This is a genomic window from Kitasatospora sp. NPDC059088 (genome assembly GCF_042738155.1).
In the GTDB taxonomy this organism is placed as follows: domain Bacteria; phylum Actinomycetota; class Actinomycetes; order Streptomycetales; family Streptomycetaceae; genus Kitasatospora.
This window is the reverse complement of sequence record NZ_JBHYGR010000042.1, coordinates 43,523-61,037: the sequence shown is the minus strand read 5'-3', so window position 1 is coordinate 61,037 and position 17,515 is coordinate 43,523. Positions and strand designations below refer to the sequence as shown.

17 protein-coding genes are annotated in these 17,515 nt (G+C 74.6%); 13 read left to right on the top strand and 4 right to left on the bottom strand.

Going from position 1 to position 17,515, the window contains the following annotated elements:
* Window positions 1-114: 114 nt before the first annotated feature.
* From ACFWXO_RS20480 to ACFWXO_RS20460, 5 genes are all read left to right on the top strand, one after another.
* Entirely contained in the window at window positions 115-1,350 is a 1,236-nt protein-coding gene (locus ACFWXO_RS20480) for a sensor histidine kinase (RefSeq protein ID WP_375887819.1), read from the top strand.
* Window positions 1,347-2,024 (top strand): response regulator, encoded by a 678-nt coding sequence (locus ACFWXO_RS20475; RefSeq protein ID WP_375887821.1) that lies wholly within the window; start codon window positions 1,347-1,349, stop codon window positions 2,022-2,024. The genes ACFWXO_RS20480 and ACFWXO_RS20475 overlap by 4 nt, the downstream gene beginning before the upstream one ends.
* A gap of 264 nt (window positions 2,025-2,288) precedes the next feature.
* A complete protein-coding gene (locus tag ACFWXO_RS20470; RefSeq protein WP_375887823.1) occupies window positions 2,289-2,591 on the top strand; it encodes an SHOCT domain-containing protein in 303 nt (100 codons plus the stop codon).
* Entirely contained in the window at window positions 2,588-3,343 is a 756-nt protein-coding gene (locus ACFWXO_RS20465; protein WP_375887825.1) for an ABC transporter ATP-binding protein, read from the top strand. The genes ACFWXO_RS20470 and ACFWXO_RS20465 overlap by 4 nt, the downstream gene beginning before the upstream one ends.
* On the top strand, window positions 3,340-5,919 hold the full coding sequence (locus tag ACFWXO_RS20460; protein ID WP_380525254.1) for an ABC transporter permease: 2,580 nt from the start codon (window positions 3,340-3,342) through the stop codon (window positions 5,917-5,919). The genes ACFWXO_RS20465 and ACFWXO_RS20460 overlap by 4 nt, the downstream gene beginning before the upstream one ends.
* Before the next feature lie 192 nt (window positions 5,920-6,111).
* Here the strand turns inward: ACFWXO_RS20460 and ACFWXO_RS20455 are convergent, their stop codons facing one another.
* The 3 genes from ACFWXO_RS20455 to ACFWXO_RS20445 form a co-directional block, all read right to left on the bottom strand.
* A complete protein-coding gene (locus ACFWXO_RS20455) occupies window positions 6,112-6,990 on the bottom strand; it encodes a metallophosphoesterase family protein (protein WP_380525260.1) in 879 nt (292 codons plus the stop codon).
* A gap of 128 nt (window positions 6,991-7,118) precedes the next feature.
* Window positions 7,119-7,502, bottom strand: a complete 384-nt coding sequence (locus tag ACFWXO_RS20450) for a hypothetical protein (RefSeq protein WP_380525253.1) — start codon at window positions 7,500-7,502, stop codon at window positions 7,119-7,121.
* 50 nt (window positions 7,503-7,552) lie between these two features.
* The gene (locus ACFWXO_RS20445; protein WP_375887834.1) at window positions 7,553-7,708 is read right to left on the bottom strand and encodes a hypothetical protein; all 156 of its coding nucleotides are present in this window, start codon (window positions 7,706-7,708) and stop codon (window positions 7,553-7,555) included.
* A gap of 127 nt (window positions 7,709-7,835) precedes the next feature.
* Between ACFWXO_RS20445 and ACFWXO_RS20440 the strand changes: the two genes are divergently transcribed.
* The 6 genes from ACFWXO_RS20440 to ACFWXO_RS20415 all read left to right on the top strand — a co-directional run bounded on the left by ACFWXO_RS20440 (window position 7,836) and on the right by ACFWXO_RS20415 (window position 14,765).
* Complete coding sequence (locus ACFWXO_RS20440; protein WP_380406134.1) at window positions 7,836-8,465, top strand: TetR family transcriptional regulator; 630 nt, start codon at window positions 7,836-7,838, stop codon at window positions 8,463-8,465.
* Between the two features lie 154 nt (window positions 8,466-8,619).
* Window positions 8,620-9,531 carry a trypsin-like peptidase domain-containing protein gene (locus ACFWXO_RS20435; RefSeq protein WP_380525252.1) on the top strand — a complete coding sequence of 304 codons (912 nt, stop codon included), beginning with the start codon at window positions 8,620-8,622 and terminating at the stop codon, window positions 9,529-9,531.
* Between the two features lie 315 nt (window positions 9,532-9,846).
* Window positions 9,847-11,340, top strand: a complete 1,494-nt coding sequence (locus tag ACFWXO_RS20430; protein ID WP_380525251.1) for a S28 family serine protease — start codon at window positions 9,847-9,849, stop codon at window positions 11,338-11,340.
* A 176-nt stretch (window positions 11,341-11,516) separates the two neighbouring features.
* Window positions 11,517-12,221 (top strand): TetR/AcrR family transcriptional regulator, encoded by a 705-nt coding sequence (locus ACFWXO_RS20425; RefSeq protein WP_380525250.1) that lies wholly within the window; start codon window positions 11,517-11,519, stop codon window positions 12,219-12,221.
* Complete coding sequence (locus tag ACFWXO_RS20420; protein WP_380525249.1) at window positions 12,205-13,839, top strand: acyl-CoA dehydrogenase family protein; 1,635 nt, start codon at window positions 12,205-12,207, stop codon at window positions 13,837-13,839. Before ACFWXO_RS20425 ends, ACFWXO_RS20420 begins: the two co-directional genes overlap by 17 nt.
* Window positions 13,836-14,765, top strand: a complete 930-nt coding sequence (locus ACFWXO_RS20415; protein ID WP_380525248.1) for an amidohydrolase family protein — start codon at window positions 13,836-13,838, stop codon at window positions 14,763-14,765. Before ACFWXO_RS20420 ends, ACFWXO_RS20415 begins: the two co-directional genes overlap by 4 nt.
* A 113-nt stretch (window positions 14,766-14,878) precedes the next feature.
* Here the strand turns inward: ACFWXO_RS20415 and ACFWXO_RS20410 are convergent, their stop codons facing one another.
* On the bottom strand, window positions 14,879-15,703 hold the full coding sequence (locus ACFWXO_RS20410) for an inositol monophosphatase family protein (protein WP_380525247.1): 825 nt from the start codon (window positions 15,701-15,703) through the stop codon (window positions 14,879-14,881).
* Window positions 15,704-15,852: 149 nt separating this feature from the next.
* Between ACFWXO_RS20410 and ACFWXO_RS20405 the strand changes: the two genes are divergently transcribed.
* Window positions 15,853-16,845: an Lrp/AsnC family transcriptional regulator gene (locus ACFWXO_RS20405; RefSeq protein WP_380525246.1), complete on the top strand. Its 993-nt coding sequence runs from the start codon at window positions 15,853-15,855 to the stop codon at window positions 16,843-16,845.
* Window positions 16,846-17,001: 156 nt separating this feature from the next.
* On the top strand, window positions 17,002-17,515 hold a 514-nt coding region (locus ACFWXO_RS20400; protein ID WP_380525245.1), incomplete at its 3' end, for a hypothetical protein.

The following is a 17,515-nucleotide window of genomic DNA, read 5'->3' as shown; positions in this document are numbered from 1 at the left end:
GGGGGGGGGGGGGGCGGGGGCCGCCGGGTGTGGGGCTCCACCCGGGCGCCCCCCCCCCCCCCCGCCACCGGTGGAGGACGCGCCGGGGCCGGGCGCGGGTCTAGCCTTCCGGGCATGATGCCGCCCACGTCCCCACCGCCGGAGCAGGGGCCGCCCTCCCCGGAGGCGCCGCCCGAACCGTGGCGCCCGCCGTGGGCGCGGGGGGCCCGCTCGGGCCTGCCGGTGCGGCTGGCGGTGGCGGCCGCCGTGGTGCAGGTGGTCGGGTCGGGGTTCGCCGCCCGCCACCAGGACGGCCGGGCCCCGCTGGACGCCGTCGGCTACCTGCTGTTGCTGCTCGGCCCGGCGCTGCTGGCGGTGTTCGGCCGCCGTCCGGTCGCCGCGGTGGCGGGGACGTCGGTGGTCACCGCCGGGTACCTGGCCGCCGGGTACCCGTACGGCCCGGTGTTCGTGAGCTGGGTGATCGCCTGCTGCTTCGCGATCGGCTACGGACACCGCCGGGCGGCCTGGACGGGGGTCGCCGGGGTGTACCTGGTGCACGTCCTGATGTCCTTCGTCCTGCCGGACGACTGGCAGCGCGCCGCCAAGCCCCGGTTCGTCTGGCAGGTCGAACTCGGCCTGCTGGCCTGGCTGCTGCTGATGCTGGCGGTCGCCGAGCTGATCCGCTTCCGGCGCGAGCGGATCGCCGCCCACCGGGCCTACCGGCAGCAACTGGAGCAGCGCCGGGCCAACGAGGAACGGCTCAGGATGGCAAGGGAGTTGCACGACATCCTGGCGCACAGCCTGTCCCTGATCAACATCCAGGCCGGGGTCGCGCTGGCGCTGCTGGACCGGCGGCCGGAGGAGGCCCGCACGGCGCTGGTCACCATCAAGTCGACCAGCAAGGAGGCGCTCGGCGAGGTCCGCCAGGTGCTCGCCACGCTGCGCGGGCCCGACGCCGCGCCGCGTGGGCCGGCCCCCGGGCTGGGGCGGCTGGACGAACTCACCGAGCAGGCCGACCGGGTGGGGCTGGCGGTCGAGGTGCTCGAGGACGGCGTCCGCCGCCCGCTGTCCGCCACCGTCGACCTGACCGCCTTCCGGATCGTCCAGGAGGCGCTGACCAACGTGATCCGGCACTCGGTGGCCCGGGAGGCGGTCGTGGTGCTGGACTGGCGGGACACCGCCGTCCTGGTGGTCCGGGTTGAGGACCCGGGGCCCGCGGTGGTCGCGGACGCCGGCGGGTCGGGCAGCGGGCTGGTCGGGATGCGGGAACGCGCCTCCGCGTTCGGTGGCACCATCACGGCGGGGCCGCTGCCCGGCGGCGGCTTCCGGGTCCGGGCGGAGCTGCCGACACCGAAGGCGGAGAGCGATTGATTCGGGTACTGCTGGCGGATGACCAACTGCTGGTCCGGGCGGGCTTCCGGGCCCTGCTGGACCTCCAGGACGACCTCACCGTGGTCGGCGAGGCGGACGACGGCGAGGCGGCGCTGCGGCTCGCCCGCGAACTGCTGCCCGACGTCGTGCTGATGGACGTCCGGATGCCCCGGATGGACGGGCTGGAGGCCACCCGGAGGATCGCCGGGGATCCGGCTCTGTCCTCCGTACGGGTGGTCGTGCTGACCACCTTCGAGCTGGACGAGTACGTCTTCGAGGCGCTGCGCTCGGGGGCGTCGGGCTTCCTGGTCAAGGACACCGAACCGGCCGACCTGCTGCGGGCGATCCGGGTCGCGGTGGCCGGGGACGCGCTGCTCTCGCCGGGCGTGACCAGGCGGTTGATCGGCGAGTTCGCGGCCCGCTCCAAGGGGCCGGAGACGGCTCCAGAGGGGCTCTCGGACGTCTCGGCGCTGACCGAGCGGGAGCGCGAGGTACTGGCGCTGGTCGGGATGGGGCTGTCCAACGAGGAGATCGCCCGGCGGCTGGTGGTCAGCCCGTTGACGGCGAAGACGCACGTCAGCCGGGCGATGGTGAAGCTCGGGGCGCGGGACCGGGCGCAACTGGTGGTGCTGGCCTACGAGTCGGGGCTGGTGCGGCCGGGCTGGCTGGGCTGAGGCGCCGCGGCCGGCGGGGCGGGCGGGGCGGGGCCTCGGGCGCGCCTCCGTGCGCCGGGCCTCGGGCGCACCTTCGTACGCCGAACCCCGGGCCCGCTTCCGTACGGCTACTTCCGGCCCGGCGTGGCGCGGGGCATCCGTACTCTCCCGGGAGTACCCCAACTGCCGCTGCTGGTAGGACGCGTGATGAGACCCCTCGGCGGGACGCTCAAGGCACCTCGGGAAGACCCGGGGCCGTGGAGCCGACCGAGGAGATGAACCGTGATGACCACACAGCTGGCGGAGCAACTGGCGGACTGGCACGGGCCGGGCCCCTGGATCCTGCTGGTACCCCTGGTCTGGATCGCCGTGGTGGTCCTGGTGATCACCCTGCTGCGCCGGACGGTCTGGCGGCGGCGCGGCGCCTGCGGGTTCGGGGCCGGCGCCCCGGGTGGCGCGGAGCACCCGCTCGCCGTCCTGGGCCGCCGCTACGCCGAGGGCGACATCGACGCCGAGGAGTACCGCGCCAAGCGGGCGGTGCTCACCGAGCCGACGCGGGACGTCCCCCGGGGCGGTGGCGCCGCGTGACCACCCTCGACGTCGTACGCGGCACCGCCGCCCGGGTCGCCGACGCCGTGAAGGTCTACGGCGTCGGCGGCACCGAGGTCCGGGCGCTGGACCACGTGACGGTGGAGTTCCCGGCCGGGCGGTTCACCGCGATCATGGGGCCGTCCGGTTCGGGCAAGTCCACCCTGATGCACTGCGCGGCCGGACTGGACACCCTCACCGCCGGCAGCGCCTGGATCGGCGACACCGAACTCGGCCCACTGAACGACCGGCGGCTCACCCTGCTGCGCCGGGAGCGGATCGGCTTCGTGTTCCAGGCCTTCAACCTGGTGCCCACGCTCACCGTCCGGGAGAACATCACCCTCCCGCTGGACCTCGCCGGAGCCGCCCCCGACCAGGCCTGGCTGGACACCCTGATCGGGGTGGTCGGCCTCGGCGACCGGCTGCGGCACCGCCCGAGCGAGCTCTCCGGCGGCCAGCAGCAGCGGGTCGCGGTGGCCCGGGCACTCGCCGGGCGGCCGCAGGTGGTCTTCGCCGACGAGCCGACCGGCAACCTCGACTCCCGCACCGGCGGCGAGGTGCTCGGCCTGCTGCGCCGCGCGGTCGACGAGATGGGGCAGGCCGTCGTCATGGTCACCCACGACCCGACGGCGGCCGGCCACGCCGACGAGGCGCTGTTCCTCGCCGACGGGCGGCTGGTGGACCGGATGGCGCGGCCGAGCGCCGACCGGGTGCTCGACCGGATGAAGGCCTTCGAACGGGGGCGGTCATGACCGCGGCCGACGCCACCCTCCGGCTCAGCCTGCGCTCGCTGCGCGCCCACAAGCGCCGGCTGGCCGGCACCCTGCTGTCCATCCTGCTCGGTGTCGCCTTCCTGACCGGCACGATGGTGCTCGGCGACACCCTGCGGGCCAACTTCGACACCCTGTTCGCCGATGCCAACGCGGGCACCGACGCGGTGGTCCGCAGCGCCGACGTCCTGGACTCCCCGGCGGCGCCCGGCGGGGTGCGGGCCCCGGTCGACGCCGCGCTCGCCGACCGGCTGCGCGCGCTGCCCGGTGTGGCGGCCGCCGAGCCGTCCGTCCAGGGCGCGGGCCAACTCATCGGCAGCGACGGCAAACCGGTCGGCGGCCAGGGCCCGCCCACCCTGGCGGGGAACTGGCTCACCGACGCCCGGCTGAACCCCTACCGGCTGGCCGAGGGCCGGGCACCGGCCGCGCCGGGCGAGGTCGTGGTCAACCGGGGCGCGGCCAAGGCGGGCGGGCTGCACCTCGGCTCGACCACCGTGCTGCGCACCCCCGATCCGGTGCCCGTCACCGTCGTCGGCATCGCCACCTTCGGGGCGAGCGCGGACGGCATGGGGCCGAGCACCTTCACCGCGATGACCTTCGCCGACGCCGAGCAGCACCTCACGCCCAAGGGTTCGGGGCAGGCCAGCTCGATCCAGGTCCGGGCGGCGGGCGGGGTGTCCCAGCGGGAGCTGGTCGACCGGATCGGCCCGCACCTGCCCGCCGGCGTCCAGGCGGTCACCGGCGCCGCGGCCACCCAGGAGAGCACCCAGCAGGTGTCCGGGCGCTTCCTCAGCCTGTTCACCACGCTGCTGCTGGTGTTCGCCGGGATCGCCCTCCTGGTGGCGACGTTCACCATCCACAACACCTTCGCCATCGTGGTCGCCCAGCGGACCAGGGAGAACGCGCTGCTGCGGGCACTCGGCGCGGCGCGCGGCCAGGTGCTCGGGGCGACGCTCGCGGAGGCGTCCCTGGTCGGTCTGCTGGCCTCGTTCGGCGGGCTGCTCGGCGGGATCGGGGTCGCGGCCGGCCTCAAGGCGCTGTTCTCGGTGCTCGGCTTCGCCCTGCCGACCGGCGGCATGGTGATCAGCACCGCCGCCGTGGTGCTGCCGCTGCTGGTCGGCACGCTGGTGGCGGTCGGTTCGGCGCTGCTGCCGGCCGTCCGGGCCGGCCGGACGGCGCCGCTGGCGGCCCTGCGGGAGACGGCGGTCGACGGGGCGGCCCGGGGCCGGGCGGGGCTCGTCCGGGTGGTGCTCGGGGGCCTGCTGCTGGCGGGCGGCGTACCGGTCGCCGTCCTCGGTGCCACCGACGGCCCGTCGGTCCTGCTGACGGCGGGCGGGGCGCTGGCGGTGCTGGCCGGCACGGTGGTGCTCGGGCCGGTCGCCGCGGCCGTCGCGGTCCGGACACTGGGCGCACCGCTGCCCGGGCTGCGCGGGGTCTCCGGACTGCTGGCCCGGCGCAACGCGGCCCGCAACCCGCGCCGGACGGCGGCCACGGCGAGCGCGCTGATGATCGGCGTCGCGGTGGTCACGCTGTTCACCGTCTTCGGCGCCTCGATCAGGGCCACCCTGGACGACACGGTGGACAAGTCCTTCGCGGGCGACCTCGCCGTCACCACCGCCTCCTTCGGGGCGGGCGGCAGCGGGATCAGCCCCAAGGCGGCGGACGCCCTGGCCGCGCTGCCCGAGGTGCGGCAGACGGTCGGGCTCGGTCGCGGCGTCGCCCGGATCGACGGGCACGGCCGCACCCTGGACGTCACCGACCCGGCCCGGCTGCCCGGCATCGTCGACCTCGGCCGGGTGGACGGCTCGCTCACCGCGCTCGGCACGGACGGCCTCGCCGTCTCCCGCAGCGAGGCGAAGCAGCACGGCTGGCGGCTCGGACAGTCCGTCACCGTGGGCTTCACCGACGGAGCGAGCGGGCCGTTCACCATCCGTGCCCTGTACGAGGGCGGCGGGTTGGCCGGCGACTACCTGATGACCAGGCAGGCCTGGGCCCCGCACCGGGGGCAGGACGCCGACACCATGGTCGCGATCGGGCTGCGCGACGGCGTTTCGCCGGCCGCCGGAAAGGCGGCGGTGGTCAAGGCGCTGGTGCCCTACGGCAGTCCGCAGGTGCAGGACCGGGCCGAGTACGCGAAGAGCGCGGCCTCCGGGGTCGACATGATGCTCTCGGTGGTCTACGCGCTGCTGGCGCTGGCCGTCCTGATAGCCCTGCTCGGCATCGCCAACACCCTCACGCTGGCGGTGCACGAGCGGACCAGGGAGCTGGGGCTGCTGAGGGCGGTGGGCCAGACCAGGGCGCAGCTGCGCGCGATGGTCCGCTGGGAGTCCGTGCTGGTGGCGGCCTTCGGGACGGTGGGCGGCCTGGGGCTCGGGGTCTTCCTCGGCTGGGCGCTGGTGAAGGCCTCGGACAGCGCGGGGACGGGGTCGTTCGCGCTCCCGGGCGGGCAACTGGCCGTGGTCCTGGCGGCCGGACTGCTCGCGGGAGCGGTGGCCGGGCTCCGCCCCGCCGGGCGGGCCGCGCGGCTGGACGTGCTGCGGGCGATCGCGGCGGAGTAGGAAGGAGAGAGCGGTGGAGCTGGAGGGGGTACGGGAGCGGGGGAGGCCCCCTCGCAGAGGGCCTCCCCGAGGTCCCGGGTCCGGCGGGGCAGTGCGCCGGCGGGTCAGTGGTCCGGCAGATCAGTGGGCCGGTGGGTCAGCGGGTCGGTGGATCAGCGGGTCGGTGGATCAGCGGGGCAGCGGGCCGGCTGATCAGCTCACCGTGACTTGCGGGAACACCTCCCGCAGCAGCGGGTCCGGCAGCCCGCGCTTGCGCCACTCGCGCGGGTAGCCGAGCGAGACCTCCTCGAACGGGACGCCGTCGTAGGAGGTCTTGCGCGGAATGTGCAGGTGCCCGTAGATCATCGCCGCGGTGTTGAAACGGCGGTGCCAGTCGGCGGTCAGCTCGGTGCCGCACCACTGGGCGAACTCGGGGTACCAGAGCACTTCGGTGGGGTGGCGGACCAGCGGGTAGTGGTTGACCAGGACCAGCGGGACGTCCGGGTCGCAGGCCGCGAGCCGCTGCTCGGTCAGCCGGACGCGCTCGCGGCACCAGGAGTCGCGGTCCGGGAACGGGTCCGGGTGGAGCATCCGCTCGTCCGCGCAGACGATGCCGCTCTCGTACGCGGCCGCCAGGGACTCCTCCTTGGTGGTCGTCCCCGGGGCGCGGAAGGTGTAGTCGTACAGCAGGAAGAGCGGGGCGATCCGCACCGGGCCGGCGGGGCCGTGCCAGAGCGGGTAGGGGTCCTCGGGGGTGACGACGCCGAGGGCGCGGCACAGTTCCACCAGGTGGTTGTAGCGGGCCACGCCGCGGAGCTGGACCGGGTCCTCGGGGTGGGTCCACAGCTCGTGGTTGCCGGGGGCCCACACCACGCGGGCGAAGCGGTCGGCGAGCAGGCCGAGCGCCCACTCGATGCTGGTGGTGAGTTCGGCGACGTCACCGGCGACGAGCAGCCAGTCGTCGGGGTGGGTGGGCCGGAGCTTCTCCACCAGGTCGCGGTTCTCCCGGTAGGAGATGTGCAGGTCGCTCACCGCGAGCAGCCGCCCGCCCCCGCCCGCCCCGGTGGGCCTCGGCTGTGCGTCGCTGCGGATCTCGGTACTCACTCCTGCCCCCTGTGGTCACCCGGCCGATGTGGCCACCCTACGTGGCGGGCGGGGGTCGTGGGCAGGGTTGACATGATCGACTGTTCGGCCCGGGGCGCCAGGGAGTTGAAGCCCGGTCAGGAGCCGAGGTCGATGAGCACACCGTGGGAGGTGGCGGTGGTGACGGCGAGGATGGCCAGCGAGGCGATGCCGAGGGCCAGGCCGAGGAAGGCGCGGCCGCGGCGGCTGGTGCCGCGGACCAGGGCCAGGGTGGCGAGGGTGACGGCGATCGGGCCCAGCACGAGGTTGAAGAGCAGCAGGCCCGGGAGGCCGAGCAGGAAGGAGGCGACGGCCAGGTTGTCGGCCTCGGCGGTGCCCTGACGCTCCTCGGCGGCGCGCTCGGCGCTGCTGCGGACGGCGGCGGTACGGCCGGCGCTGTTACGGCTGGTGACGGCGTTGCTGATGACGGCGCGGCCGGTGACGGCGTTGCTGGTGACGGCGTGGTCGGTGACGGTGCTCATGGCGGTGGCGGTCCTCTCGGCGGTCGACGGGAGTGGACGGTGCGGCGGGCTCAGCGGTGCCGCAGGCGGGCGACGCCTTCGCGGGCGCCGAAGGCGAGCAGCCAGGCGGAGATGGCGGCGGAGGCGGCGAGGAACACCGGGAGGGGGAGGTGGGCGGCGGTGCCGATCAGGACTCCCATGGCGACCAGTGCGGAGAACAGGATCACGGCTGGCTCCTTCGGCTGCGGATGCGGCTGCTGCCGCGCCGATTTCGGTTGACAAGTGTTCACTGACTTCGAGGCCCACTGTACGCCCGGCTGGCCAAGTTCGGCAAACGACTGTTTACTGAATGGCGTGAATCACACCGTGGGGGCCAGACAGGCCCAGAAGCAGCAGAGCCGGCGGGCCTTGCTGGACGCCGGTCTGCACCTGCTGGCCGATCAGAACCTGGCGAGCCTGGGCGTCCGCGAGGTCACCCGGGAGGCGGGGTTGTCCCCGGCCGCCTTCTACCGGCACTTCCCGGACCTCGCCGCCCTCGGCGTCGCCCTGGTCGAGGAGTCGCTGGCCAGCCTGCACGTCATGATCCGCTCGGTGCTCGCCGAGGCCGGGGGCGCCGAGGAGCTGATCGACCGGGCGGTGGACGTCATCCAGCGGCACGTCCGCGAACACCGGCCGCACGTGCGCTTCCTGTCGCGCGAGCGGCACGGCGGGGTCCGGCAGGTGCGCGAGGCGATCGACGCCGAACTGGGCCGATTCGCCGCCGAAGTGGGCTCCGCCCTGGCGCTCCAGCCGGTCTCGGCGGGCTGGAGCGAGCAGGACCTGCGGATGCTGGCCGAGCTCTACGTCGACCACATGGTGTCGACGGCCTCCGCCTTCCTGGAGGCCCAGGAGGCGGACCCCGCCCGCGAGCAGCGGATCGCCGCCACGGCGCGCTCGCAGCTGCGCCTGATCAGCCTCGGCCGGCGGCACTGGCAGGGGAGTTGACCGCAGCAGGGCCCTGAGTGCCGGGCCGGGCACCCGCCCGGGCGCCGGGCGGTCGATTCCATGACCAGGGGTGTTCTCTTGGTCTGGTTTTGACTCTTGACAGTAAGTCATGTCCGCGACAGCTTTGGGGGACCCCCACACCGAGAGGTCTCTCATGAAGAAGCCGCTCATAGGCATGCTCGCCACGCTCCTGGTCGCGGGAGCCACCGCCCTCGGCGGTGCCGCCCCGGCCCAGGCCGCCGCCCCGGCCCAGGCCGCCGCCCCGGCGCAGGTCACCGCCCCGACGGAGGCCGCTGCCCAGGCCGAGGGCTCCGCCCCGGCGGCCAAGCCGGCCGCCGTCAGCTTCGCCGGGACGGTCGCGCTCAGCAACTGCTCCGGCTCCCTGGTGCGGATGCCCGGCTCGGCCGCGACCGACCCGGCCCTGGTGCTCTCCAACGGCCACTGCCTGGAGTCCGGTATGCCCGGCCCCGGCGAGGTCGTCCTCAACCAGCCCTCCAGCCGGACCTTCACCCTGCTCAACTCGACCGGCGGCCGCCTCGCCACCCTGCGCGCGACCAAGGTGGTCTACGGCGCGATGACCGACACGGACGTGTCGATCTACCAGCTGAACACCAGCTACGCCTCGATCAAGTCGAAGTACGGGATCTCCCCGCTGACGATCGCCGACACCCACCCCAACCAGGGCGCGGACATCCGGGTCGTCTCCGGTTACTGGAAGAAGATCTACTCCTGCTCGATCGACGGCTTCGCCTACCAGTTGAACGAGGCCGACTGGACGTTCAAGGACTCGGTCCGCTACACCTCGGGCTGCAACGTGATCGGCGGCACCTCGGGCTCGCCGGTGGTCGACGCCTCGACCGGTCTGCTGGTCGCCGTGAACAACACGATCAACGAGAGCGGCGAGTCCTGCACCCTGGACAACCCGTGCGAGGTCGACGAGTCGGGCGCGGTCACGGTGCACCAGGGCATCGGCTACGCCCAGGAGACCTACGGCATCCCCGCCTGCTTCGCACCCGGCAACCGCCTCGACCTCACCCTGGCCGGCTGCACCCTGCCCCGCCCGTAGGCCCCGCTCGCACGCCCTGCCTGTAAGCCCTGCCCGTAAGCCCTGTCCGTGCAAGCCCTGTCCGCAAGCCCTGGCCCGGCCCGGGTGCCCCGGCCCGCCCGCACCGCACCCCCTCGGCGGGCGGGCCGACCCACCTGGCCTCCGGGCCGTCGAAGGAACCGCAGCGACCCCCTTGACCAGCACCTTCTCCCCGATGGGCCACCCGCGACCAGGCGGGTGGCCCATTCGGCCGTCCACCGGGCGGCCACCGCACCACCCGCACCGCAGAGTAGTGCCGACGAGGCACGTCATGTCCGTTGACCAGATGGAGAGTTGATGACCACCAGGTTCAAGAGGCTGCTGGTATCCGCCCTGCTGATACCGATGTTCGCGATCGGCGGCCTGGCCGCTCCGGCCTCGGCCGACACCGGCCGCGGGGCCGAGGCGTCCGGGGCCGCGCACGGCCGGAGCCCCGCCGACGACCCGACCGCCGACATCAAGGACCGCCTGGCGGCGATCCCCGGCGTGACGATCACCGAGGAGAAGCCCACCACCACCGGCCACCGCTACTTCCTGGCCACCTACACCCAGCCGATCGACCACTTCCGCCCCTGGCTGGGCACCTTCCAGCAGCGTTTCAGCGTGCTGCACCGCGGCTACGACCGCCCGACCGTCTTCTATACCAACGGCTACACGCTGGGCACCACGCCGTCCCGCACCGAGCCGACCCGGCTGGTGGACGGCAACCAGGTCTCCATCGAGTACCGGTACTTCACCCCCTCCCGCCCGGAGCCGGCCGACTGGTCCAAGGCGGGCATCCGCCAGCAGGCCGCCGACTCGCACAAGCTGGTGACCGCGCTCAAGCGGATCTACGACCAGGAGTGGCTCTCCACCGGCGCCAGCAAGGGCGGCATGTCGTCGACCTTCTACCGCCGCTTCTACCCGGACGACGTGGCCGGCACGATCGCGTACGTCGCGCCGAACAACACCGACGTCAGCGACTACGCGGCCTACACCGAGTTCTTCCGCAACGTCGGCACCCCGGAGTGCCGTGCCAAGCTGAACGCCGCCCAGCGCGAGCTGCTGGTGCGCCGTGACCGCCTGGAGTCGCGCTACATCGCCGACAACAAGGCGGCGGGTTCCACCTTCAACACCCTCGGCACCCCGGACCGCGCCTACGAGGCCGGCGTGCTCGACGTGGTCTGGGCGTTCTGGCAGTACAGCCTGGAGTCGGACTGCGCGAAGGTCCCGGTGGCCGCGACCGCGACCGACGACGAGCTGTACGCGTGGTACGACGCCCAGTCGGGCATCACCGGCAACAGCGACCAGTCGCTGGCGAAGTACACCGCGTACTACTACCAGGCCGCGACCGAGCTGGGTGCGCCGTTCTTCGACGTCTCGTACTTGAAGGACCAGCTGCACTACGACTACAAGGACCTCTACTCGGCCCGCTCCTACGTGCCGAAGGAGATCCCGACCGTCTTCAACCCGAAGGCGATGCCCGACATCGACCGCTGGGTGAAGCGCGAGGGCGAGCGGATGATGTTCGTCTACGGCGGCAACGACCCGTGGGGTGCCAAGCCGTTCCACCTCGGCCGGGGCAGTGACGACAGCTACGTCTACGTCGTGCCCGGCGGCAACCACAGCTCCAACATCGGCAAGCTGCCGGCCGACCAGTCGGCGGAGGCCACGGCCAAGGTGCTGGAGTGGGCCGGTCTGGGCGACCAGGCCGCCGCCCGCTCGCTCGCCAAGTCGGCGCAGCCGGGAGCGCCGTTCGGCCCGCTGGACGTCGAGGGCCAGCGCCTGGAGCAGGAGCGCCGCCCGCTGTAGCGCTGCGTAGCCCAGGAGCAGAACCAGGAGCAGGACCAGGAGGCCGCCCCGCCCGGGGCGGCCTCCCGTCGTTCCCGCCGCCGATCCCGCCGCCGATCCCGCAGGTCCCGCTGCTGCCGCCGTCTCGGCTCTCCCTCCCCCTCCCCGAAGCAGTGAATCGGTGCTTCAATGCTTCCATGGCCTACCGACGCACCCCCGCCGTCCAAGCCCGCCTGGACGCCCAGCGCGAGGCGGTGCTGCAGTCGGCGGTCGGCCTGCTCGCCGAGCGCGGTTACGGCGGCTGCACCATGGCCGCCGTGGCGGACCGCGCCGGGATCGCGACCGGCAGCCTCTACCAGCACTTCGCCAACAAGGCCGAGCTGTCGGTGCAGTTGTTCCGCCGGGTGGTCACCCGCGAGATGGCCGCGGTGAACGCCGCCGTCGCGCTGCGGGACACCCCGCGGCAGCGGATCGCCGCCGTGGTCGAGACCTTCGCCACCCGTGCCCTGCGGGCCCCCCGGCTGGCGTACGCGCTGCTGGTCGAGCCCGCCGACACGGTGGTGGACGGCGAGCGTCTGGTGTTCCGGCGGGCGTTCCGGGACGTGATCGCCACCGAGATCGCCGCTGCCGTGGCGGCCGGCGAACTCCCCGAGCAGGACCCGGTGCTGACCGCCGCCGCCCTGGTCGGCGCGGTCGGCGAGGCCCTGGCCGGCCCGCTCGCGGCCCAGCCCTCCGGCCCCCAGCCCTCCGACGCCCGGCTCCCCGGTCCTCAGCCCTCCGACCCTCAGCCTTCCGGCCCCCGGCCCCACTCCGACCCCCAGCGGGCCACCGCCGAGGTGGTCCCCGCCCTGGTCTCCTTCACCCTGCGTGCCCTGGGAGGACGCGATGACAGCGACGCATGAGGTCACCAACCAGGTGCCCCTGCCGTACGGACACGACACCGCCGCCGATCCGACCCTGCTCGCCGCCCTGCACCGGGCCGGCGCCGGCTGGGCCGAGCCCGAACTGCGCGAGCTCGGCCGCCTGGCGGGCTCCGAGCAGGCCGCCGACTGGGGCCGGCTGGCCAACGAGAACCCGCCGGTGCTGCGCACCCACGACCGCTTCGGCCACCGGATCGACGAGGTCGAGTTCCACCCGTCCTGGCACGAGCTGATGCGCACCGCCGTGTCCTACGGCCTGCACGCCGCGCCCTGGCGGGACGACCGGCCCGGCGCCCACTCCGCCCGCGCCGCCAAGTTCTTCGTCTGGAGCCAGGTCGAGGCCGGTCACACCTGCCCGATCTCGATGACCTACGCCGCCGTCCCGGCCCTGCGCCAGAACCCGTCCCTGGCCGCCGAGTTGGAGCCGCTGCTGGCCGCCACCGAGTACGACTACGGGCTGCGCGAGCCGCGCACCAAGCGCGGGCTGATCGCCGGCATGTCGATGACGGAGAAGCAGGGCGGCTCGGACGTCCGGACCAACACCACCACCGCCGTCCCGCAGTCCGACGGCAGCTACCGGCTCACCGGGCACAAGTGGTTCACCTCGGCGCCGATGTCCGATCTCTTCCTGACCCTCGCCCAGGCCCCCGGCGGGCTCAGCTGCTTCGTGCTGCCGCGCGTCCTCCCGGACGGCAGCCGCAACCGACTGCACCTGATGCGGCTCAAGGACAAGCTCGGCAACAAGTCCAACGCCTCCGCCGAGCTGGAGTACGACGGCGCGGTCGGCCTGCTGGTCGGCGAGGAGGGCCGGGGCGTGCCGACCATCATCGAGATGGTCAACATGACCCGTCTGGACTGCACGATCGGCGCCGCCTCCGGGATGCGCTACGGCGCCACCCGGGCGGTCCACCACGCCCTGCACCGGCGGGCGTTCGGCAAGGCGCTGGTCGACCAGCCGCTGATGCGCAACGTGCTGGCCGACCTGGTGGTGGAGTCCGAGGCGGCCACGGCCGTCGCGATGCGGCTGGCCCACGCGACGGACCTCACCCTCGCCGGGGACGGGAACGAGGCGCTGGTGCGGCGCCTGGGCCTGGCAGTGGCCAAGTACTGGGTCTGCAAGCGCGGTCCGGCGCACTCCGCCGAGGCGCTGGAGTGCCTGGGCGGCAACGGCTACGTCGAGGAGTCCGGGATGCCCCGGCTCTACCGCGAGGCACCGCTGGTGTCGATCTGGGAGGGCTCCGGCAACGTCGCCGCCCTGGACGCCCTGCGCGCCATGGCCAAGCGGCCGGAGACGATCGAGGCCTTCATGGGCGAGCTCGACGCGGCGGCCGGGGCGGACCGCCGGCTGGACGCGGCCGTCGCCGGACTGCGCAAGCAGTTCAGCGACCCGACCGACCTGGAGTACCGCACCCGGCGGCTGGTGGAGTCGATGGCGCTGGCCTTCCAAGGTTCGCTGCTGGTCCGGTACGGCAGCCCGGCGGTGGCCGACGCCTTCTGCGCGAGCCGGCTCGGCGGCGACCACGGCGCCGCCTTCGGCACCCTGCCGTCCGGCGTCGACACCGCCGCGATCATCGACCGCGCCCGCCCGGTGCCCGCGTGAACGATCGGGAGCACGATCTCGCGAACGATCGGGAGCACGACCCCGCGAACGACCAGGAGTCCGCAGGCGTACGGGAGTTCTGGCAGGGCCTGGGCCTGCCCGGGCTGATCGACGTGCACACCCACTTCATGCCGAAGAACGTCCTCGACAAGGTCTGGGCGTACTTCGACGCGGCCGGTCCGCTGGTGAACCGCCCCTGGCCGATCACCTACCGCGAGGCCGAGGAGCAGCGGGTCCAGCGGCTGCGGGACTTCGGCGTCCGGGCGTTCACGTCCATGCTGTACCCGCACAAGCCGGGTATGGCCGGCTGGTTGAACGCCTGGGCCGCCGAGTTCGCCGCCCGCACCCCGGAGTGCCTGCACACCGCGACCTTCTTCCCCGAACCCGGGGCGGCCGGTTACGTGGCCCGCGCGATCGAGGACGGCGCCCGGGTGTTCAAGGCGCACCTCCAGGTCGGCGGCTACGACCCGACGGACGACCGGCTGGACGAGGTCTGGGGGCTGCTCGCCGAGACCGGCACCCCGGTGGTCACCCACTGCGGATCCGGGCCGGTGCCGGGCAAGTTCACCGGTCCCGGCCCGATCGGCGCGGTGCTGGACCGGCACCCGGGCCTGGTCCTGGTGGTCGCCCACCTGGGCATGCCCGAGTACCGCGACTTCCTCGACCTCGCCGAGCGCCACCCGGCCGTCCGGCTGGACACCACCATCGCGTTCACCGACTTCGCCGAGGCCGACGTGCCCTTCCCGCGCGACGAACTGCCGCGCCTGCGCGGGCTCCGGGAGCGCGTCCTGCTCGGCAGCGACTTCCCCAACATCCCGTACCGGTACGTCCACCAGCTGGAGGCGCTGGCCGGACTGGGGCTGGGGGAGGAGTGGCTGCGGGCGGTCTGCCACGACAACGCGGCCGCGCTGTTCGGTCTCACCTGAGGCCTCACCTGAGGCCTCACCCGTGGCCTCACCCGTGGCCTCACCCGTGGCCTCGCCCGAGGCTTCGCCCGTGAGGCCTCGCCCGAGGCTTCACCCAAGTCCCACCCCGGGCCTCACCCGACCGCGCGCAGCACCCCCACCGCGTCCGCGTGCAGTCCGGGCGCGGCGGTGAGGAAGCCGTCCGAGCCGGCCGTCCAGGCCGACCCGGCGGTGTCCGTCACCGTCGCGCCCGCCTCGCTCGCCACCAGGGCGCCCGGCAGCAGGTTGCCCGCGTCCTGCCCGTACTGCCAGAACAGCGCCAGGTGCCCGGAGCCGACCTGCGCCACCTGGAGCGCGGTCGGGCCGAGGTTGCGCACCGCGAGCACCGCGCCCGCCATCGCGGACAGCGACTCGCCGGCCCGGCGCAGCGCCACCGGGTCGGCGGCCACCAGCGGCGGCTGGCTGGTGGCGGCGACGGTGGCCGCCAGCTCGCGCTCCAGCGGCGTGATCGGCCGCCCGTCCAACTGGGCGCCGCCGCCCAGCACCGCCCGGTAGGTCCGGCCCGCGCCGAACAGCTCCGGGGCGTGCACCACGGCCAGCACCGCCGTGCCGTCGCGCACCAGCGTGGCCGTCACCGCCCAGTGCGGCTGCCCGAGCAGGTACTGCACCGCGCCGTCGGTCGCGTCACAGACCCACCACTCGCCCTCGGCGGGCACCGAGCCGTCCAGTTCCTCCGGCACCCACCCGGCCTGCGGGCGAAGCGCGGTGAGCCGCTCGCGCAGTTCGGCGGCGGCCGGGCCGTCCAGCTCGGCGAACCGGGCCATCGCCTCCTCGACCGTCCGCCCCGGGGTCGGCTCGACCGGCCGGGCCGCCGCCAGCCCCGCGCCGACCTCGCGCACCGCCGCCTCCACGGCCTCCGTCAGGGCCCACAGCTCCGCGACCTGTCCCTGTCCGTCCATGTCCTGCCTCCTCGGTTCCGTGCTGCTCCGCCCCGGTCCGGTGCGTCCCGGCGCGTTCCGGCCGCGTTCCGGCCGGGCAGGACAAGGAGTACCGTCAGGACTGCCGAACAGGACGTACGGGCAGCCCGAAGCGACGGAGATCGGACACCATGGACCTCGACACGACGGATCCGGACACCGTGCTGGACACCCTGGACCGCCGCCTGGTCTGCGCGCTCCAGGTGGACGGACGGGCCGAGCCCGGCCGGATCGCCGAGGTGCTGGGCGTCTCCGCCCGGACGGTCACCCGCCGGCTGGGCCGGATGCGCGAGGCCGGAGTGCTCCGGGTGGTGCGGCTGCCCGACGTCGAGGACGCCGCCGTGGGCGCGCTGCTGCTGCGGGTCCGGGTGCTGCGCGGCCGGGTGGACGCCCTCGCCCGGGCGCTGGCCGACCGCTCGGACGTGCCCTTCGTCGACGTGATGCTGGGCGGCCACGAGGTCGGCGCCGTGATGCTGGGCGACGCCCACGGCCGGGACCGGCTGCTGTACGGGCAGCTGCCCGCGACCGGTGCCGTCGTCGAGACCACCACCCACGCCGTCCTGCACGCCTTCGCGGACGCCGGGCAGTGGCGGGCCGGCGGGTTGACCGACGGGGAGGCCGCCGCGCTCGCCCGGCCGCTCGCCCCGCGCCCCGCCGTGCCCCCGCCGCTGGACGACCTCGACCGCGCCCTGCTGGACCGGCTCGGGCAGGACGCCCGGCAGTCCCACGCGGTGCTGGCCGGGGCGGTCGGCGCGCCCGAGTCGACCGTACGGCGCCGACTGCACCGGCTGGACGGGCTCGGCCTGCTGCGCACCCACGCCACCGTGGACCCCCGGCTGCTCGGCATGGCCGTGGACGCCAACCTCTGGCTGGACGTGCCGCCGGGCCGGCTCGCCGAGGTCGGCGCCGAGCTGGCCCGCCACCCGCAGGTGCACGGCGTCTTCGCCACCAGCGGCCCGACCAACCTGCTGGCCACGCTGTTCTGCCCGGACCACGGCGGCCTCTACCGCTTCCTCACCGACACCCTGGGCCCGCTGGGGGTCACCCGCGCGGAGACCACGATCACCGCCCGCGCGGTGAAGCGGGCCGGGGTGCTGCTGGACCGGCCGTCGCGCGCACGGTGAGCTCCGGGCGGGCCGGGCCGGGCGCCTCGCCCGTGCGGTGGCCGGGTACGTGACCCGCGGGGTAATCGACGGGCGCCATCCGGCCCGGCAGGGTGGAGGTACCCGGGCGGGCGGTCGGCGCCACCGGGACACCACCCCGGTCAGGAGACGATCCGCATGCGTGCGAACGCACACCCCGTCACCCCCGCCCGGCCTGCTGCGGTGTTCTCGCCGTGGACGGTCCGCGGGGTCCTCGCCCTGGACGCGGTGGTCACCGCGGGCAACGGTCTGGCCTATCTGGCCTTCGCCGGTCCGCTCGGCGGCCTGCTCGGGGTCGGTCGTCCCACCCTGCTGGTCCTCGGGCTGCTCCTGACCTGCCACGGCCTGGTGCTCGGCGCGCTGGCCGCCCGCCGCCCGCCGCGGCCCGCGGTGCTGGCGGTGGCGGGGATCAACGCCGGGTGGGTGCTGCTCAGCCTGGTCGCGCTCGCCGTCCGGTTCGCGCCGACCGCGTCCGGCACGGTCTGGGTCCCGGTGCAGGCCGCCGCCGTGGCGCTGTTCGTGGTGCTCCAGCTCGCGGCCCCGGGGGGGCGCCGGGGGGGGGCGGGGGGGGGGGGCCCCCCGCCCGCCCCCCCCCCCCGGCGCGCGGGCGCGGGCGCCCCCCGCAGCCACCGAGGTGCGGCGGCGCGCCGCG

What these genes read in the sequence shown, in the direction of transcription:
- ACFWXO_RS20480 (WP_375887819.1), top strand. Translation starts at nt 115, where the DNA reads ATGATGCCGCCCACGTCCCCACCGCCGGAGCAGGGGCCGCCCTCCCCG.
- ACFWXO_RS20470 (WP_375887823.1), top strand. Translation starts at nt 2,289, where the DNA reads ATGACCACACAGCTGGCGGAGCAACTGGCGGACTGGCACGGGCCGGGC.
- ACFWXO_RS20460 (WP_380525254.1), top strand. Translation starts at nt 3,340, where the DNA reads ATGACCGCGGCCGACGCCACCCTCCGGCTCAGCCTGCGCTCGCTGCGC.
- ACFWXO_RS20450 (WP_380525253.1), bottom strand. Translation starts at nt 7,502, where the DNA reads ATGAGCACCGTCACCGACCACGCCGTCACCAGCAACGCCGTCACCGGC.
- ACFWXO_RS20435 (WP_380525252.1), top strand. Translation starts at nt 8,620, where the DNA reads ATGAAGAAGCCGCTCATAGGCATGCTCGCCACGCTCCTGGTCGCGGGA.
- ACFWXO_RS20430 (WP_380525251.1), top strand. Translation starts at nt 9,847, where the DNA reads ATGACCACCAGGTTCAAGAGGCTGCTGGTATCCGCCCTGCTGATACCG.
- ACFWXO_RS20425 (WP_380525250.1), top strand. Translation starts at nt 11,517, where the DNA reads ATGGCCTACCGACGCACCCCCGCCGTCCAAGCCCGCCTGGACGCCCAG.
- ACFWXO_RS20420 (WP_380525249.1), top strand. Translation starts at nt 12,205, where the DNA reads ATGACAGCGACGCATGAGGTCACCAACCAGGTGCCCCTGCCGTACGGA.
- ACFWXO_RS20410 (WP_380525247.1), bottom strand. Translation starts at nt 15,703, where the DNA reads ATGGACGGACAGGGACAGGTCGCGGAGCTGTGGGCCCTGACGGAGGCC.
- ACFWXO_RS20405 (WP_380525246.1), top strand. Translation starts at nt 15,853, where the DNA reads ATGGACCTCGACACGACGGATCCGGACACCGTGCTGGACACCCTGGAC.